Origin of the sequence: Bartonella mastomydis (assembly GCF_900185775.1) — a bacterium.
Taxonomy (GTDB): domain Bacteria; phylum Pseudomonadota; class Alphaproteobacteria; order Rhizobiales; family Rhizobiaceae; genus Bartonella; species Bartonella elizabethae.
On the sequence record NZ_LT883137.1, the window covers coordinates 279,779 to 298,432 of the forward strand.

The window sequence follows — 18,654 nt, forward strand, 5'->3', positions numbered from 1 at the left end:
TCTTAATCATTTTTATACACACAGGGCACCTCGCTCGTAAAGTGCAAGCGAATAGTTTTGGTTGATTCAATATAAACAGATTTGAAATGAAAGAATCTTACGATATTGAAGTCTCCTATTCAAAATGAGTAATGTAATATTCTTATAAAATCAAGGCATTGTCCAAATAATCAGTCTGCTCTTGAGTTTTCAAATCACCCTAATTTCTTAACTTTTCTGCTGATTGGCTCAACGCATAAGCTCTTCTCCACCCCCAATCCGTAAAGCTACATGAATCATAGTCAATACGTGGGCGGCGTTAAGTTCTAAACTTATTTCTTGCGAACCTGAAAACTTTTTTAATGACTCAATGGAAAAAATGCTTTTTTGACTTAACCATGCACCCAAAAGAATAAAAATTCTCAGCCAATCCGCTGTGTAAACAATTTGGAGCTTGAATCACAAAAAGCTCAAAGCCTTCCTATAAGCACGCTTTGCGAAGTTGAAACCTGCTTTTTGAATTTTAGAAAGTTCCACTTGGCTTCTCTCCCCTATACAATCCACTTAAACAAAATCTCAGCAGACCAGCCCTTTTCTAAAAGCAGACAGGCAAATCATGTGGCGCAACTGGTTTTGCCATAAGATTGAACGACCAGAACAGCAAAAATACTTAAATATCAATCCTTTCATGCCTTTATACCACCACACCTCACATGATCCTGCTTTACATCAAGATATTGATTTATAATGATAAATTATCATTTTTCAACTGAAGTCATAGCACCGACTACAGTAAGATCCTCTCATCACATCCCCTCTCCTATTGCATCAATTCAAATTATTTACTTGCACGTTACAAGAAAGGCTAGCGTACAAGCAAAATGATATAAAATAAGGGATAGCTCTTATGAAAAGTCCCAAATGCTATAGGCCTATCGCAAATTGAGAGCTCGTGTATGATGACGCAGGCTTTCTACGGTACAATAAGGCAACGATTTGTTTTTATAAGACATTAAAAAAAATGATGATAAAGATTTTTCAAAAGCGTTCTTCTTCGGCAGGAACTAAAATTTCTCGTTTCCCTGCATGATTTGCTGGACTAATGATACCTTCTTCTTCCATTCTCTCAATCAATGTTGCAGCACGATTATAACCAATCCCTAAACGGCGTTGAATATAAGAGGTTGAAGCCTTACGATCACGAAGAACAATAGCAACAGCTTGACTATAGGGATCATCTGCTGAAGGAGAAGCCGCAGAAACATCAGCACTATCTTCTTCAACTTCTTGGGTAATTGTTTCCAAATAATCAGGTCGAGCTTGTGCTTTGAGATGCGCCACAACCTGCTCCACTTCATCATCCGCAACAAAAGGTCCATGCACACGCTGAATACGCCCTCCCCCCATCATAAAGAGCATATCTCCTTGTCCCAATAATTGCTCAGCCCCCTGTTCGCCTAGAATTGTTCGGCTATCGATTTTTGAACTCACGGAAAAGGAAATGCGTGTAGGAAAATTAGCTTTGATCGTCCCTGTAATAACATCGACGGAAGGACGCTGTGTCGCCATAATCACATGGATACCGGCAGCACGTGCCATTTGTGCTAAACGTTGAACCGCGCCTTCAATATCTTTCCCCGCGACCATCATCAAATCGGCCATTTCATCGATAATGACAACAATATAGGGCATAGGACTAAAATCAAGTGTTTCCGTCTCATAAAGAGGTTCACCCGTCTCATGATCAAAGCCCACTTGAACGGTACGCACCATTGTCTCTCCTTGACCTTCTGACTCCTTGAGACGTGCATTAAACCCATCGATATTGCGAACACCAAGTTTTGACATTTTACTGTAACGTTCTTCCATTTCACGAACAGCCCATTTAAGCGCAGTCACAGCTTTTTTAGGATCTGTCACCACCGGTGTTAACAAATGGGGAATGCCATCATAAACCGAAAGTTCAAGCATTTTGGGATCCACCATAATGAGACGACATTGTTCAGGCGTCATACGATAAAGCAATGATAAAATCATTGTATTGATAGCAACAGACTTTCCCGATCCTGTTGTCCCAGCCACCAAAAGATGCGGCATTTTTGCTAAATCCGCAATCACAGCTTCCCCGCCGATAGTCTTTCCCAAAGCAAGCCCTAATTTGGCTTTACTTTCAACAAATTCTTGGGCTTGCACAATCTCCCTTAAATAAACCATCTCCCGCTTTGCATTGGGTAATTCTATTCCAATCACATTGCGCCCTGGAACCACAGCGACACGGGCAGAAATCGCACGCATCGAGCGCGCAATATCATCTGCTAAACTAATGATACGAGAAGACTTAATGCCAGCAGCCGGTTCAAATTCATACAAAGTGACCACGGGTCCAGGACAAGCATCTATAATTTTTCCTTTGACCCCAAAATCTAACAAAACCCCTTCAAGTTCTTGAGAGTTTGCTCTTAAAGCAGCAGGAGAAAGTTTTGCATCCCTGACAGAGGGTGGTGGAACCGATAGGTAATCTAAAAGTGGAAGAACAAAACCACCATTTGAAGAAACTGTTAAAGATTTCAAACCACGACTTTTCACAGAAGGAGCATGGGCTTTATTTTGATTTTCCTCATACTTTTCTTTTTCACCCAAAAAAGTTGGTTCAATCCGATCAAATGACTTGCCTTGCCTCTTACTTTGAGAACACCTTTTGAAACAGAAGAAACGAAAAAAACGCGCTTGTAAAAAATAAAAAAGATGTAAAAGAGCGCCAAAAGTTGTGGCAAAAAAACCATGTTTCTCACGATCATTCTCTGCGGCATATTCAACATCTTCTTCCATCTCAAAAACCGGATCAACGATTTCATTTTTTGGAATGTTTTTTTCTTTTCTTTTCTTTGTTCGACGCCGCCATATCACATTGCCAGCAAAAGCAGCAATGAAAAAACCTAAAAGGATAAAAACAACACTGAAGAGCCCCCTGTAAAGAGGAGAAAGAAAAAGAGGAAAAATTGAAGAAGCAACACTTAAAACTTTATCTCCTAAAACCCCCCCCAATCCCATGGGCAATGGCCAATGGGTAAAAGAAGCAACAGGCGTCATAAGAGCAAAAGCCATTAAAAAACAAATCGTTGATACCACCCACAAAAAAAAGCGCAAAGTCAAATTGTAGATATTCTTTTGTGCCAACAAGAGAAAAGACCAAAATAATGGTGGTAACAAAACAGCAAGACTTGCCAAGCCAAAAAACTGCATCATAAAATCTGAAAAAATCGCCCCCAGCCACCCCATAAGGTTTGTAACCTCATTTGTACTTGCATGGGTTAAAGAGGGATCAGCAACATTCCAGGTCGCCAAAGCAAATACACAAAAAATAATAAAGCCCAAAAGCCCAAGCCCAATAAATACGCCAATCTGACGTAAAAACATCTCAACAAGTCGAAAACCTTGAGAATCTCGGGATTCTAATGAATCATAAGGTGAAGAACTTCGGTGCATCCATCAATTCCAAATATAAAACTTTCATATTTAAAGCGTTATAACTTCCCTCTTCTCTTAAAAAAAGACGAAGCTTACACTCAGCGCCGATCCGTAAACAATCATCTCTCAATAATCTAACTTCTTAATCTCGTGTATTCTGCCTTTTTCCTACTTCATGTCGTTCATAAACCACCATCTGGAGAGCGAAACCTTCATAAAGCATAAAAACAACCCTATCCTAAAATATTATCACACGAACAACAAAAAAACACTTCACGTGTAAAGTTTTACATGGGTTATAGAGTTTACAACAAGCCCTATCACCCTCCTCAACAGAAGGTATGGTAACAAAAAAATATTAATACCGTTTTAACCATCACAAATGAACACTATTTTCCTTATCTATCATCCTCAATGTACCCTTTCAAAACAAGCCTCTTAAAGGATATTCATACAAATTTAAAAATACATTCTCATCTTTGTCTGATTTTAGTTTTCTTTTCTATCAACCAAGTGTAAAAAGAATTGAAGAGGACATTCAAAAAAGGCTGATCCGATAAATCTGTAAAGTGAGTTCACACAAGTAAAACAAAAGCGCTCTAAAACACTCATCTGTCATCAAAGTGACACCAAAAAAACATCTCGTCCAAAGAGAAGTCTCTTCTTTGTAAAATAAGGAAAAAAGTAAAAATTAAAATAGTGTAGATAATTTGAAAGAACAATATTCTTTTTAACAGCAAGCAAGCTTTAAACAATGGAAGAAGCCTCGTAAATAATGGAAGAAACATTGTGTATTCTAATCACCATAACGATATAAAACCCCATAAGAAAATAAAATCTCATAAAATCAAACAATGTGATCTTCTCATTGCAGGGGGGGCGGTTGTCGGTTCAACACTGGCAATAGCGCTCAAGCAAACAGCCCCTAATCTGAAAATAAAAATCGTTGATGCTGCTCCACAAGAAGATATTCCTGCTTCTAATATACGAACCATTGCCCTTGCTGCTGCTTCTGTTCGCATGTTAAAACAATTACAATGTTGGGACTCTATCAAACCCTATGCGCAACCCATTCACTCAATGATCATCACAGATACAAGCACAAATGATCCTGTTAAACCCACTCTTTTAACCTTTGAAGGCGACATTACCCCCGGTGAACCCTTTGCGACTATGGTAGAACATAGAGAACTCATTAATACTTTAAAAAAGCGTGTCAAAGATCTCAATATCCCTGTTCTCGCAAACACACGTGTCATTGATTTTCATCAAGACAACCAACACACAACTGTCACTTTAGATAATGAAGAGGTTTGGCAAACAAAATTGCTTATTGCAGCCGATGGTGCCCATTCGACATTACGCCAAAAAGCAGGTCTTAAAAACTTTTCTCACCCCTATAAACAAACAGCAATCATCTGCACAGTTGAACATGAAAAACCCCATAACGGTCAAGCGATTCAACATTTTTTACCCGCCGGCCCCTTCGCTCTTCTCCCACTCAAAGGCAATCGATCCGCCATTGTATGGAATGAAGATCATAAAACTGCGCAATATTACCTCAAAGCTGACGCACTTATTTTTGAAACAGAGCTCGAAAGACGTATTGGTCATCGATTAGGAAAACTCTCTTGGAATGGCGAACGTCAAGCTTTTCCGCTAAAACTTTCTTTAACACGTCAATGTATTAAGCCCCGTTTTGCCCTCGTTGGCGATGCTGCCCATACCATCCATCCCCTTGCAGGACAAGGACTCAATTTGGGATTACGCGATAGCGCTGCCCTTGCTGAAGTGATTATTGAAACAGCACGACTAGGTCTTGACATTGGCTCCCTCACCGCTTTAGAGCGCTATCAAAGCTGGAGACGTTTTGAAATTGTCCGTATGGCTTTAAGCAATGATTGGCTCAATAAACTCTTTTCGAACGATAACCTTCTCCTACGGATGCTTCGCGATACCGGTCTTGGAATCATCAATCAAGCACCCAAAATAAAAAAATATTTCATTCAAGAAGCTGCTGGCCTTACCCCAAATGCACCCCGTCTTCTAAACGGCTTCCCGCTTTAAGCAAAAATTCATTCCCTTTTGCTTTTTACAAGCTTTGGCTTCTTTCCTCCCCCTCAAAGAAAAAAACTTCCATTCAATCCGGTCTGTAAACAGTCCAGATTCTTGTCACGCAAGTCTTCCTTGATTGTCCCTTCTGGTATTTTGCTTAGCCATAGAGCAAAACAAGCAAGCCATATTTTAAGAATATTCACCACACACTGAAAAAACATCTCATGAAAGTGATCTATCACTCTCCCCATGACACTCTTTCACGGCATAATAAAATAAACAAGACTTTCTTGATCAGACAAACTTTGATTTAGAATGAATACTTCATTGTTCTCATGTTGAATGAGAGAGCTGAAAATCGTAAAATGCCCTCATTTCCAACCTCTCTCTTGTGAAGCAATCAAAATCATCCTTTGTACATCATAACTGAAATTAGCATATAGTTAACAAATGATAAAAAAGGAATCAAAGTCCCTCCTATCCCTTCGCTATACTAAAAACTGTCACAACATTGCGGCTGGAAAATATAACAACAATATTGGCATACTTCTGACACAATGAATTCTTCTGATTTTAACCCTTTTTGTAAAGAATCAATAAAACCATTTATTTGCCTAGACTAAAAAGAGCAACATTCAGTAAAACTATAACGAAAAGAGATAAAGCGCTCCCCACCCTCAAATGCCAAAAGTAATTATAACATTTTAAGCTGGACAGCATAATGATGATGCCAGCTCATGACAAAAATACCTTTTGCATTTAGATATATTTGTCCATATTTTTTACCATTTTTTTGATACTTCAATAGGTTAATGCATTCATTCAGTATTTTTATACAATCAAATGAGCAAGAAGAGGCTACTATTTGCATTCATATCTCTTGAATATTCCCTTTCTTTATAAATATCGAACATGTGTTATGTCACTTCGAGCTCATCAAGTGTATACCCATTCTCCAACCACTCTTTAATCCACTTAGGTCTCCGTCCACGCCCATTCCATAATTCCCATTGGTTATTAGGATTCCTATAATGGCGCTCTTTGCTCACAAGATCAGCGATATCAATTCCATGGGTGCTAGCAATTTCAAGAATTTTTCGTCGCGCATTTTGCTTTTCCTTTGCTTGCCGTTTTTTTAATTCCACATCAATTTGTGTACGCATCTCTTGTAATTCATCAAAATTCATATTTTTGAGATCATTCACCTTAATTACTCCCCTTGCAAAAAAGAATTGTCCTTTGCCATATTTTAAACACAATTATAGACAATTTTTGTCTATTTATTATCAAAATTAAAATTACGATGCATATATCACTGTGACGGAGATGTGTTTTGTACCACAAAGACCTGTTTATTTGTGTCTCAGCTTCCGCTATTGCATTCTTTTCCAGTTTAGTTGCTGAAATTGGAAAATGCAGTAAGCGAACGCCATCACACCTCCCTGACTCTCATGAATCAGGTGTCGAAAGTAAATATAAATCGCCACTTTATAAACTATGGCAATATGCGACAAAGAACAAGCCCTCTCTCTATAATGATGGTGTCGTTCATTATAACAATAAGAGACATCCCCAAGTACGAGAAATTTTTACTTGGTATGAAAGTTCTTTAAATTTTTTTTTGCAACGCAGAAGTTATATAAAACAAGCAACTTCAAAAGATTCCCAAAGACTATTATTGCTTAAAAGTCGTATTTTTTTCCTTCATTCCAATAATATTGGTTGGCATGGTCAGCTTTGTTTTATAGCACGCGTTGATCTTGCCTCTTGCATCCTCACATATATTAGAAATCTTCTCAGAAAAGAAAAAAGTCATCACTACAGAGAATATTCTAAGCAAAACAATTCCATTTTTCAAATTTATAAGACCAAGAGGCAGCAACAAAAAACACCAAATAGCATTGGCATTTGTGTCAATAAAATTCTTCATAATAAGGTGTATTGCTGATGATTATTCCAGATTTCACAATGTTTGCTGCTTCATACATATTCGACACCCCTCATCCAGTATCTTCAACTCTCATCGAACAAGAAGCGCGGAATAATGTTTATATAACAGGTAATAATGATAGATTATTCCATCAACTATCTCTGCTTAGAAAAGGGGCCGAAGAAACCACAACAACTGAGCAGTTTAAACAAAATAAACATAATTTTGACGCAATTTTTGAGCAAATTGATGTTGAAAATATGAAATGGCTTTCTTTTTTTGGAGCATTTGACTTTTGCAGAAATCTTGCATCTGTACAAAGCACTTTAACTTGCTGTTATGCACAAACAACATCAAAGTGTATCTTTGAAAAGGCAACATTGCAGTCTACGCTGAGTTTTTACAATACAGAAAACTTAAACAGTGATGCTGATACACAGACAGTTGCTTCATATATCGGAGTAAAAGCTGCTACGCGAAGAGATGAAGACTTGCAAGAGCCTGTTAGGCTTAAAAAAGAAGAACCAGAACAGACAACTAAAGTAGATTCTCTTCCTCTTTCTTCAGAGGAATTAGAAGATGCGTTTGCGCATAAAGAAAGTAGTAGCCGCGATGCTTTTGCTACGGAAGATTCTTCTTCATCGACAAAGCGGCTCGAGTAGTGGCTGGTATTTTCATAACTGAAAACTAAAATTTTGATAGGATGGTATAATGAAAGCTAGATAAAAAAATATTAAAGCTCTAATTAGTAAGATTGGACAAAATCTCTTCTAATTGAGGGCAAAAAAATGAAAATGATCGAACAAAACAGTGTTGATATAGCATTTAATCAGAGAGCAGCACGTGAAATTACAGTTGTGATGCGCTCAGAGAGAGAGTGGTATTTTACATTTGTTGCCGATGATCCAATCACCGGAAAACCTAATAAATATACATTACTTACACAAAGAGGAAAACTAAGAACTTGGGCTGATCCCAAATATCTCTTTAAGTTTCTTCATGAAAGAGGGGTCATTTGTGGGAGTTTTAATCTTCATCAGGATAAAGAACATGAAACAATTAAATATTCTTCGCCCAACAGCTCGTAACAAAATTGCTGTATTTTCTGCGGCTCTAACTGTATTTTTTATGAGTAATTCTATTTGTGCTGCGCAGAATGTGACCAAATTAACAAATGCAAAAACCGCTTTAACTACACTTGAAGCAGATTTAAAGATCATTATCCCTCTTGCTGCTGGTGTTATGCTTTTGTGCTTAGCTGTTGGTTATGCAGGACGCTATATCGGAAAAGATACATTTGTACGGTGGGCAGTAGGTGTCGTTATTGCAGGATCAGCTGCTCAGCTGGCGGATTTATTGTTTAAAACTACCTAGTAATTTTTTTTGAAACGTGGAAAGTTTTTTATTTCGTAGAAAAATTATTACGTCAAGTATAATCTGATAAGGCTAAACAATATGAGAAAATTAATCAATTTCCAATTAAAAAGTAATAGTAAAATTATCGCAACTTCTGCAGCTTTAACTATGTTTTTCATGACACATCCTGTGTGTGCTGCTGTAGCAAAATTAAAAAACGCAGAAACCGCTTTAAATACATTACAGACAGATTTAAAGGTAATTATCCCTCTTGCTGCTGGCGTTATGCTTTTGTGTTTAGCTGTTGGTTATGCAGGACGTTATATCGGGAAAGATACATTTGTACGGTGGGCAGTAGGTGTCGTTATTGCAGGATCAGCTGCTCAACTGGCCCAATTATTGTTTGCAACTACCTAGTAAATCTTTTGAAACATGAAAAGTTTTTCATGCAAAAAACTTATATTTCAGTATTTCTATTGCATGTCGATAAAGTTGTTTTTTATTTCGTACAAAAATTATTATGCCAAATATAATCTGATAAGGCTAAACAATATGAAAAAATTAATCAATTTCCAATTAAAAAGTAATAATAAAATTACCGCAATTTCTGCAGCTTTAACTATATTTTTTATGACGCATCCTGTGTGTGCTGCTGCAACAAAATTAACAAATGCAGAAACCGCTTTAAATACATTACAGAAAGATTTAAAGATCATTATCCCTCTTGCTGCTGGTGTTATGCTTTTGTGCTTAGCTGTTGGTTATGCGGGACGTTATATCGGAAAAGATACATTTGTACGGTGGGCAGTAGGTGTCGTTATTGCAGGATCAGCTGCTCAACTGGCCGAATTATTGTTTACGACTACCTAGTAAATCTTTTGAAACGTGAAAAGTTTTTCATGCAAAAAACTTATATTTCAGTATTTCTATTGCATGTCGATAAAGTTGTTTTTTATTTCGTACAAAAATTATTATGCCAAATATAATCTGATAAGGCTAAACAATATGAAAAAATTAATCAATTTCCAATTAAAAAGTAATAATAAAATTATCGCAACTTCTGCAGCTTTAACTATGTTTTTCATGATGCATTCTGTGTGTGCTGCGAACAATGTGACCAAATTAACAAATGCAAAAACCGCTTTAACTACATTACAGACAGATTTAAAGATCATTATCCCTCTTGCTGCTGGTGTTATGCTTTTGTGCTTAGCTGTTGGTTATGCAGGACGTTATATCGGGAAAGATACATTTGTACGGTGGGCAGTAGGTGTCGTTATTGCAGGGTCAGCTGCTCAGCTGGCGGATTTATTGTTTAAAACTACCTAGTAAATCTTTTGAAACATGAAAAGTTTTTCATGCAAAAAACTTATATTTCAGTATTTCTATTGCATGTCGATAAAGTTGTTTTTTATTTCGTACAAAAATTATTATGCCAAATATAATCTGATAAGGCTAAACAATATGAAAAAATTAATCAATTTCCAATTAAAAAGTAATAATAAAATTATCGCAACTTCTGCAGCTTTAACTATATTTTTTATGACGCATCCTGTGTGTGCTGCTGCAACAAAATTAAAAAACGCAGAAGATGCTTTAAATACATTACAGACAGATTTAAAGATCATTATCCCTCTTGCTGCTGGTGTTATGCTTTTGTGCTTAGCTGTTGGTTATGCAGGACGTTATATCGGGAAAGACACATTTGTACGGTGGGCAATAGGTGTCGTTGTTGCAGGATCAGCCGCTCAATTGGCCCAATTATTGTTTACAGTGTAACAAATAAATCTTATGAAACATGATTTCTATTGCATGTCAATAAAGTTGTTTTTTATTTCGTACAAAAATTATTATGCCAAATATAATCTGATAAGGCTAAACAATATGAAAAAATTAATCAATTTCCAATTAAAAAGTAATAATAAAATTACCGCAATTTCTGCAGCTTTAACTATGTTTTTTACGAGTAATTCTATTTGTGCTGCGCAGAATGTGACCAAATTAACAAATGCAAAAACCGCTTTAGAGACATTACAGACAGATTTAAAGATCATTATCCCTCTTGCTGCTGGTGTTATGCTTTTGTGTTTAGCTGTTGGTTATGCAGGACGCTATATCGGAAAAGATACATTTGTACGGTGGGCAGTAGGTGTAGTTATTGCAGGATCAGCTGCTCAGCTGGCGGATTTATTGTTTAAAACTACCTAGTAATTTTTTTTGAAACGTGGAAAGTTTTTTATTTCGTAGAAAAATTATTACGTCAAGTATAATCTGGTAAGGCTAAACAATATGAGAAAATTAATCAATTTCCAATTAAAAAGTAATAATAAAATTACCGCAATTTCTGCAGCTTTAACTGTGTTTTTTACGAGTAATTCTATTTGTGCTGCGCAGAATGTGAGCAAATTAACAAATGCAAAAAATGCTTTAGATGTATTAAAGAAAGATTTAGATATAATTATACCTTTTGCTGCTGGCATTATGCTTTTGTGCTTAGCTGTTGGTTATGCAGGACGTTATATCGGAAAAGATACATTTGTACGATGGGCAGTAGGTGTCATTGTTGCAGGATCAGCAGCTCAACTTGCTGCAATGTTATTTACAGGTAAGCCGTAAGTTGGTATAATACATAATGTTTTAAATATTCGTCGATCATAGGCATACGCCAGTAATGATGTCGCTCATACTGAAACAAAAGGAATATTATTTATAGCAAACTTTTAATTAAAAGGGGATAAAAGATATGAAACAATCGGATACTTTTCAAAAGAATATGTGCAACAAGATTAGTGTTATTTTTATCACTTCAATGTTGTTATTAGTAACACAACCTGCATATGCTCAAACGGAAGCAAAAAGCTTAGATGTTTTTATAGGAATGCAATATGGGTTAAGTATCTTTATTCCTATCGTTGCTGCTATAGTTCTTTTATTTCTTTTGCTTATTTATATATTTCGCATCATCGCAAGAGCTACATTTATGCGATGGGCATTCAGCGTCATTATTGCTGGTGCAGCCTTCTATATTAGCCACATATTATTTCACCTCCAGTGACAAGAGCACCCCATGAAATTACAAGAAAAAAAAGAATTTCCCCTATTCAAAGGAGCAACACGTGTTCCAACGATATGGGGTGTCCCCATGATGCCATTTATCGTTATGCTTATGGGGGTCGCTGTTATTGCTATGACAGTAAGTATCTTTTTGTGGATTATGGCACCACCATTATGGTTCATTATGGTGCAAATCACTAAAAATGATGATAAAGCATTTCGTATCTGGTGGTTATGGATCGATACTAAGTTTCGCAATCGCAATAAAGGTTTTTGGGGCGCATCAAGTTATAGTCCCTCTGATTATAGTAAAAGGAGATAAACATGACAGCTGTTGAAAGCAGCAAACGTCTCGCATCAGAGACACCTGTAAGCCTGTTCCTCCCCTATTCCCATCATATTACAGATACGATTATCTCTACGAAGAATGCAGAATATTTGTCAATCTGGAAAATTGACGGTCGTTCGCATCAAAGCGCTTCAGAAGAAGATATTTTTCAATGGACAAAAGAGCTGAATAATACTCTACGGGGTATTGCATCAGCTAATTTATCATTTTGGACACATATCGTGCGCCGTCGTGTTTATGAATATCCTGATTCAGCATTTAATCAAATGTTTTGCTATCAGCTTGATGAAAAATATCGGCAAAGCTTTTCTGGTTATAATTTGATGGTCAATGATCTGTATTTGACTGTCGTCTTTCAACCGATAGCAGATAAAATTATGTCGTTCTTTTCTAAACATGAACGCGAAACACTTGATCAAAAAAAGATGCGACAAGACTCATGCATCAAAGAACTCAATGACGTCAATCGTACTTTAGGCCAATCTTTAAGGCGTTATGGTGCAGAACTTCTTGGTGCTTATGAAAAAAATGGACATGTTTATTCTTCTGCACTTGAATTCCTTGGAATGCTTGTCAATGGTGAATATCGCCCTATGCCCATTTGTCATGATCGTTTTGCTGACTACATGTCTATCAATCGGCCATTTTTCTCAAAATGGGGTGCTCTTGGTGAGCTCCGTACAACCAGTGGAACACGTCGATTTGGAATGTTAGAAATTAAAGAATACGATGCAACAACTAAACCAGGACAACTGAATTCTTTGTTGGAAAGTGACTTCGAGTTCATATTGACGCAGAGCTTTTCGGTGCTCTCTCGGCATGCTGCTAAAGATTATTTGCAGCGACATCAGCGTAATCTTATTGATGCACGTGATGTGGCAACAAGCCAAATTGCACAGATTGACGAAGCCTTAAACCAGCTTATCAGTGGACATTTTGTCATGGGGGAACATCATTGTACATTGACCATCTATGGTGATACAATTCAACAAGTTCGCGACCATATGGCCAAAGCAAGTGCTGCGCTATTAGATGTTGCAGTATTACCCAAACCCGTGGATTTGGCGATAGAAGCTGGCTATTGGGCACAACTTCCTGGTAATTGGAAATGGAGACCCCGCCCTGCCCCAATTACATCACTAAACTTTTTATCGTTTTCATCTTTTCATAATTTTATGTCAGGAAAACCTACTGGGAATCCATGGGGACCAGCAGTTACAATTCTTAAAACAGCCAGTAAAACACCACTTTATTTCAATTTTCATGCCTCCAAACTTGAGGAGGATTCAACCGATAAGCGATTACTTGGTAATACCGCACTTATCGGACAATCTGGATCGGGTAAAACTGTGTTGCTCGGCTTTTTGTTAGCACAAGCGCAAAAATTTAAACCAACAACTGTCGTTTTTGATAAAGACCGTGGCATGGAAATTGCCATTCGAGCGATGGGGGGAAGATATTTAACATTCAAGCCAGGAAGATCAAGTGGTTTTAATCCTTTCCAACTTCCCGCCACTCAAGATAATTTAATTTTTCTAAAACAATTTGTTAAAAAATTGGCAGAAGCTGGTGGCGAAGTCACGCATCATGACGAAGAAGAAATTAATAAAGCTGTTATGTCTGTTATGAGCAGTAATATTGATCCATCGCTTCGCCGTTTGTCTTTTCTGGTGCAATTCTTACCAAATCCGCGCTTAAGTGATTATGATTCACACCCATCTGTTCACGCTCGTTTACTCAAATGGTGCGAAGGCGGTGATTATGGATGGTTATTTGATAATCCTCATGATGCCCTTGATCTTTCAACTCATCAAATTTACGGCTTTGATATTACAGAATTCTTAGATAATTTGGAAACGCGTACTCCAGTGATGATGTATCTGCTTTACCGTACAGAAGGTATGATTAGCGGACAGCGATTTATGTATATCTTTGATGAGTTTTGGAAGCCTTTGCAAGATCCGTACTTTGAAGATTTAGCAAAAAATAAACAAAAGACTATCCGTAAACAAAATGGTATTTTTGTTTATGCAACACAAGAGCCTAGCGATGCTTTGGAAAGTAATATTGCCAAAACACTCATTCAACAATGTGCAACTTATATTTTTCTAGCCAATCCCAAAGCAAATTATGAAGATTATACAAAAGGTTTTAAATTAACAGATACTGAATTTGAACTTGTTAAAGGACTTGGTGAGTTTAGTCGCCAATTCCTCATTAAACAGGGTGATCAATCTGCACTTGCAGAACTGAATCTCGGTAAGTTCCATGTAACAAGCAATGGAAAAACCATAGAACACGACTTTAGTGATGAGCTTTTGGTGTTATCAGGAACACCTGATAACGCGGAGTTAGCTGAAAGAATTATCGCTGAAGTGGGTGATGATCCGGCAATATGGTTACCGATTTTTTTACAGCATGCAAAAAATGACAGGAGGGAAACATGAAGAAACAGGTCATTTCAATAGCAATAGCAATAACCTTAGGCGTCTCAAACCCAGCAATGGCTTGGGTTTGGGGTGCTGGAGCAGCAGATTTGGGAGCAACAGTTCCAACAACGTGGCCCAATTTGTTTGGAGGATCATCTTCAGGTACAGCAACCCCTAAACAACCTGTAATAAGTCTTAAAGAAATCCTCGAAGTCGTAAAGAAACACCTCGAGGAAGTAAAGAAAATACATGAATCTATAACGGGCAGCCGAAAATTTAAAAATGCACAAACCAATCACAGCAGTTTTTTTCTGAAAAATCCAGAGATGCTTTACGATAGAAATCAGCCTTCTGCTCTATCTACATCCCTTGAAAATATCTTAAAAGAAGAAGAAATTCCTGCCTCTATCCATGAATCCCGCAATTCTATTGGTAAGCGTATCCAATATGCAGCTATCACTGATAAAGCCGTGAGTTTAAAGACTTTTCAGGAAGCAAGCAATCGTTTGCAGAAAATTGAAGAACTCTTAAACGAAGTCAAGATAACAAAAGATTTAAAAAGTATTGCTGAATTACAAACACATATAATTGGAATGCTCGCCATGCTCCAAAATGAAACAGCAAAATTACAAATGGTCACACATTTACGCAACGCCGAGCAATCGCTTATCAAACAACAAAAAGACAAACACAACATAAAAATTTTGAATAGCCAAAATACAAAAATGCCTACTATAAGATTCGTCCGATAAAATTCTTTAAAACATTTATTTTCTCTTTTCATGCAAATAAAGGCTACTTGTACAGGGGGGGCAGTGCTAACGTGAAAATTCAAAGGGACATAGAAATTTCATCAATGCCACGACAATCGTGGTGGAGCTCCCTGAGTATAAATGATGTGTAGAAATCTTTAAAACGTATCTGAGTTCTAAAGTGGTAGAAAATTGACTATTCGTTAAAGAGGAATGCCATGAACTTTACCGTGTTCACGCAACTTTTCAATAAAATTGATCAGATAACAAAAACATATGTCACGGATATTTCCTCAAACGCAATTGTTGCCATTACACCCCTCGTATCAATCGGGATCACTATCGCTTTCATCATTTATGGATGGCTCATCATTCGTGGCGCTATAGATATGCCACTCTCCGGATTCGTAAATCGTTTCCTGCGAATAATTATTATTACTTCAACAGCGCTTACCGCAGGACTTTATCAACGTGAAATCGCGAATTTGATAACAGATATGCCCTATGATTTATCAAAAGCGCTCATAACAAATCCACTCACTGAGACACAATTAATGAGCTTGCTTGATAAAACAGCAGAAAATGGATTTCAATATGCAAGTCGTCTTTTCCAAGAAACCATCTTCTTCGAGGCCAATGGGCTGCTTTATAGTCTCTTAGGCATCCTTATCTTGCTAGCAACAAGCCTTGTCGTCGCAATCGGCGGTGGGCTTGTTATCCTGACAAAAATCGCTATTGCACTTCTCGTAGGCTGGGGACCTATCTTCATCATTGCTTTGCTCTGGCAACCAACTTATCGCTTTTTTGAGCAGTGGTTAATCCAAGTCGTAAATTACATAATCCTCTTTCTACTCTTAGCCACTGTCTTTAATGTGATGATGAATATCCTTGCAAACTATTTGGGTGATATGAAACTTGATTACGACCAGAATATAAGCTTCATGTTTGGGGGAGCGCTTATCCTCTCCATTATATCCATCATGCTCTTACTCAAACTATCAAGCATTGCCAATTCTCTCGCAAAAGGCATAACATTTGGACATCTATGGAGACATAAACACTAGAGGATATAAAAAACAGTGATTCTCATAACAGACACCCTGAATATCCATAGGACAAAATAACCAAGATATCTAAATCCTACAGTAAAAAATATTTGCACTGAAATTGAGCTATTTTCATCAATTAAAAAATGAAATTAAGAAAAGTAAAATAATTATACACTATGCACTTTACTTTACATTCAAAATGGAAATAATGATAATAAATGTTAGGATGCATCTAACAGTAAAAAGAGTAATATTAAAATGAAAAATATCATTCTTATGATTTTGATTGCAAACATTTTATCGGCTTGTGCTTTAGCACCAAAGCTCAAACAACCCAATGATAGGAACCGTGTGCCTATTAATAAAACAATCCCTGCTGAAATTAAGCGAGGAGACAGATGAAAAAGCGATTTATTATAACAGGAGTGATTACCCTTTTGGCAGTGCTGAATCTAGTTCCAGCAAATGCAGAGATAACGGTAACTTTCGAACCCTCACAACCCAAAAGCTCACCCACAGTCACACCGCCTCCACCGACACCATCTACTCCACCAACTCCACCAGCAGAATATCTGGAAGTTATTCAGCTATTAAAAAAGAAGCTTGAGTTGAAAGAAAAACAGTTTTCAGCAATTGAGGACGCTTATAAAGCTATAACTGATGGATCTATAACTACACATCAGGATGCTAAAACTACGAAAGAAATGTATGACAAGCTTTTTTTAAAAGATGTAGGTTCGCTCCACGCAAAAAANTAAGTCGTCTTTTCCAAGAAACCATCTTCTTCGAGGCCAATGGGCTGCTTTATAGTCTCTTAGGCATCCTTATCTTGCTAGCAACAAGCCTTGTCGTCGCAATCGGCGGTGGGCTTGTTATCCTGACAAAAATCGCTATTGCACTTCTCGTAGGCTGGGGACCTATCTTCATCATTGCTTTGCTCTGGCAACCAACTTATCGCTTTTTTGAGCAGTGGTTAATCCNAAGGATGAAGAAAGGGTTGCTGAGAAACGGCATATGTTGAATGGGCATATTTTAGGACGTTTACGATACACGTCAACTATGGATAGAGCTATAACTCTACATGCTTTGGACGCATCAGAAAACCGCTTTAAGTATATCTTATCTCTGTTAGACACACTTGAGAGAGCAAAAAATCTGAAAGAGATTGCTGATTTCCAAGCAAATATGGACGGTATATTAGCTATGATCGAAAATGAATCTGTAAAACTCCAAATAGTTGTGCAATTACGTGATGCTGAGTATGCGCTTATAAAAATGCACAGGCACGAATTGGATCTGAAGGCTTTTGACATTGCAAACACAAAAATGCCTACCATAAAATTTCAATAAAGCTTTTTATAATAACATTTTGTATATTATTTTTGTGTGTTCGTAAAAAGNCGAAATTAAGCGAGGAGACAGATGAAAAAGCGATTTATTATAACAGGAGTGATTACCCTTTTGGCAGTGCTGAATCTAGTTCCAGCAAATGCAGAGATAACGGTAACTTACCAACCCTCACAACCCAAAAGCTCACCCACAGTCACACCGCCTCCACCGACACCATCTACTCCACCAACTCCACCAGCAGAATATCTGGAAGTTATTCAGCTATTAAAAAAGAAGCTTGAGTTGAAAGAAAAACAGTTTTCAGCAATTGAGGACGCTTATAAAGCTATAACTGATGGATCTATAACTACACATCAGGATGCTAAAACTACGAAAGAAATGTATGACAAGCTTTTTTTAAAAGATGTAGGTTCGCTCCACGCAAAAAACTATTCAAATGCATTATATCAAAAGATTCTAAAGGATGAAGAAAGGGTTGCTGAGAAACGGCATATGTTGAATGGGCATATTTTAGGACGTTTACGATACACGTCAACTATGGATAGAGCTATAACTCTACATGCTTTGGACGCATCAGAAAACCGCTTTAAGTATATCTTATCTCTGTTAGACACACTTGAGAGAGCAAAAAATCTGAAAGAGATTGCTGATTTCCAAGCAAATATGGACGGTATATTAGCTATGATCGAAAATGAATCTGTAAAACTCCAAATAGTTGTGCAATTACGTGATGCTGAGTATGCGCTTATAAAAATGCACAGGCACGAATTGGATCTGAAGGCTTTTGACATTGCAAACACAAAAATGCCTACCATAAAATTTCAATAAAGCTTTTTATAATAACATTTTGTATATTATTTTTGTGTGTTCGTAAAAAGAAAAA

Annotated in this window: 19 protein-coding genes and 3 pseudogenes; 19 read left to right on the forward strand and 3 right to left on the reverse strand. The window is 37.2% G+C overall.

The genetic code is table 11. From position 1 onward, the window contains the following. Window positions 1-1,017 precede the first annotated feature (1,017 nt). Window positions 1,018-2,502 (reverse strand): annotated as a pseudogene (locus tag FJG96_RS09280) (DNA translocase FtsK); the annotation flags it as partial. Between the two features lie 447 nt (window positions 2,503-2,949). Next, a pseudogene (locus tag FJG96_RS09285) lies at window positions 2,950-3,465 on the reverse strand (DNA translocase FtsK 4TM domain-containing protein); the annotation flags it as partial. 771 nt (window positions 3,466-4,236) lie between these two features. Here FJG96_RS09285 and FJG96_RS01930 point away from each other — a divergent pair. Further along, window positions 4,237-5,514, forward strand: coding sequence for a ubiquinone biosynthesis hydroxylase (locus FJG96_RS01930; protein ID WP_139412502.1), 1,278 nt, complete (start codon window positions 4,237-4,239; stop codon window positions 5,512-5,514). Between the two features lie 905 nt (window positions 5,515-6,419). Here the strand turns inward: FJG96_RS01930 and FJG96_RS01935 are convergent. Then, window positions 6,420-6,707, reverse strand: coding sequence for an H-NS histone family protein (locus FJG96_RS01935; protein WP_005774518.1), 288 nt, complete (start codon window positions 6,705-6,707; stop codon window positions 6,420-6,422). Between the two features lie 742 nt (window positions 6,708-7,449). On the opposite strand from FJG96_RS01935, the gene FJG96_RS01945 reads away from it, so the two are divergent. The 18 genes and pseudogenes from FJG96_RS01945 to FJG96_RS02035 all read left to right on the forward strand — a co-directional run bounded on the left by FJG96_RS01945 (window position 7,450) and on the right by FJG96_RS02035 (window position 18,599). Further along, a complete protein-coding gene (locus FJG96_RS01945) occupies window positions 7,450-8,094 on the forward strand; it encodes a lysozyme family protein (RefSeq protein ID WP_139412504.1) in 645 nt (214 codons plus the stop codon). A gap of 126 nt (window positions 8,095-8,220) precedes the next feature. Then, window positions 8,221-8,520: a KorA family transcriptional regulator gene (korA, locus tag FJG96_RS01950; protein WP_139412505.1), complete on the forward strand. Its 300-nt coding sequence runs from the start codon at window positions 8,221-8,223 to the stop codon at window positions 8,518-8,520. Beyond that, window positions 8,483-8,806 carry a VirB2 family type IV secretion system major pilin TrwL gene (gene trwL / locus FJG96_RS01955; protein ID WP_139412506.1) on the forward strand — a complete coding sequence of 108 codons (324 nt, stop codon included), beginning with the start codon at window positions 8,483-8,485 and terminating at the stop codon, window positions 8,804-8,806. The genes korA and trwL (FJG96_RS01955) overlap by 38 nt, the downstream gene beginning before the upstream one ends. Before the next feature lie 81 nt (window positions 8,807-8,887). Next, window positions 8,888-9,205: a VirB2 family type IV secretion system major pilin TrwL gene (trwL, locus tag FJG96_RS01960; RefSeq protein ID WP_139412507.1), complete on the forward strand. Its 318-nt coding sequence runs from the start codon at window positions 8,888-8,890 to the stop codon at window positions 9,203-9,205. A 135-nt stretch (window positions 9,206-9,340) separates the two neighbouring features. After that, window positions 9,341-9,658 (forward strand): VirB2 family type IV secretion system major pilin TrwL, encoded by a 318-nt coding sequence (gene trwL / locus FJG96_RS01965; protein WP_139412508.1) that lies wholly within the window; start codon window positions 9,341-9,343, stop codon window positions 9,656-9,658. A gap of 135 nt (window positions 9,659-9,793) precedes the next feature. Further along, on the forward strand, window positions 9,794-10,117 hold the full coding sequence (gene trwL, locus FJG96_RS01970) for a VirB2 family type IV secretion system major pilin TrwL (RefSeq protein WP_139412509.1): 324 nt from the start codon (window positions 9,794-9,796) through the stop codon (window positions 10,115-10,117). A gap of 135 nt (window positions 10,118-10,252) precedes the next feature. Continuing rightward, window positions 10,253-10,567, forward strand: coding sequence for a VirB2 family type IV secretion system major pilin TrwL (gene trwL / locus FJG96_RS01975; protein WP_139412510.1), 315 nt, complete (start codon window positions 10,253-10,255; stop codon window positions 10,565-10,567). A 105-nt stretch (window positions 10,568-10,672) separates the two neighbouring features. Then, on the forward strand, window positions 10,673-10,996 hold the full coding sequence (gene trwL, locus FJG96_RS01980; RefSeq protein WP_139412511.1) for a VirB2 family type IV secretion system major pilin TrwL: 324 nt from the start codon (window positions 10,673-10,675) through the stop codon (window positions 10,994-10,996). An 81-nt stretch (window positions 10,997-11,077) separates the two neighbouring features. Then, window positions 11,078-11,404, forward strand: a complete 327-nt coding sequence (gene trwL, locus FJG96_RS01985; RefSeq protein WP_139412512.1) for a VirB2 family type IV secretion system major pilin TrwL — start codon at window positions 11,078-11,080, stop codon at window positions 11,402-11,404. A 127-nt stretch (window positions 11,405-11,531) separates the two neighbouring features. Further along, window positions 11,532-11,843 (forward strand): conjugal transfer protein, encoded by a 312-nt coding sequence (locus FJG96_RS01990; RefSeq protein ID WP_139412513.1) that lies wholly within the window; start codon window positions 11,532-11,534, stop codon window positions 11,841-11,843. Between the two features lie 12 nt (window positions 11,844-11,855). After that, entirely contained in the window at window positions 11,856-12,164 is a 309-nt protein-coding gene (locus FJG96_RS01995) for a VirB3 family type IV secretion system protein (protein WP_139412514.1), read from the forward strand. A 2-nt stretch (window positions 12,165-12,166) separates the two neighbouring features. Next, complete coding sequence (locus FJG96_RS02000; protein WP_139412515.1) at window positions 12,167-14,638, forward strand: VirB4 family type IV secretion/conjugal transfer ATPase; 2,472 nt, start codon at window positions 12,167-12,169, stop codon at window positions 14,636-14,638. Then, a complete protein-coding gene (locus FJG96_RS02005) occupies window positions 14,635-15,372 on the forward strand; it encodes a TrbJ/VirB5 family protein (RefSeq protein WP_139412516.1) in 738 nt (245 codons plus the stop codon). The genes FJG96_RS02000 and FJG96_RS02005 overlap by 4 nt, the downstream gene beginning before the upstream one ends. A 218-nt stretch (window positions 15,373-15,590) precedes the next feature. After that, entirely contained in the window at window positions 15,591-16,436 is an 846-nt protein-coding gene (locus FJG96_RS02010) for a TrbL/VirB6 family protein (protein ID WP_139412517.1), read from the forward strand. A gap of 243 nt (window positions 16,437-16,679) precedes the next feature. Then, window positions 16,680-16,823, forward strand: a complete 144-nt coding sequence (locus FJG96_RS02015; RefSeq protein ID WP_120121385.1) for a TrwH protein — start codon at window positions 16,680-16,682, stop codon at window positions 16,821-16,823. Window positions 16,824-17,181: 358 nt separating this feature from the next. Beyond that, window positions 17,182-17,400: pseudogene (locus tag FJG96_RS02025) on the forward strand (type IV secretion system protein); the annotation flags it as partial. A 35-nt stretch (window positions 17,401-17,435) separates the two neighbouring features. Then, window positions 17,436-17,771, forward strand: a complete 336-nt coding sequence (locus tag FJG96_RS02030) for a type IV secretion system protein (RefSeq protein ID WP_139412519.1) — start codon at window positions 17,436-17,438, stop codon at window positions 17,769-17,771. Between the two features lie 72 nt (window positions 17,772-17,843). Beyond that, complete coding sequence (locus tag FJG96_RS02035) at window positions 17,844-18,599, forward strand: type IV secretion system protein (protein WP_139412520.1); 756 nt, start codon at window positions 17,844-17,846, stop codon at window positions 18,597-18,599. Window positions 18,600-18,654: the final 55 nt, after the last annotated feature.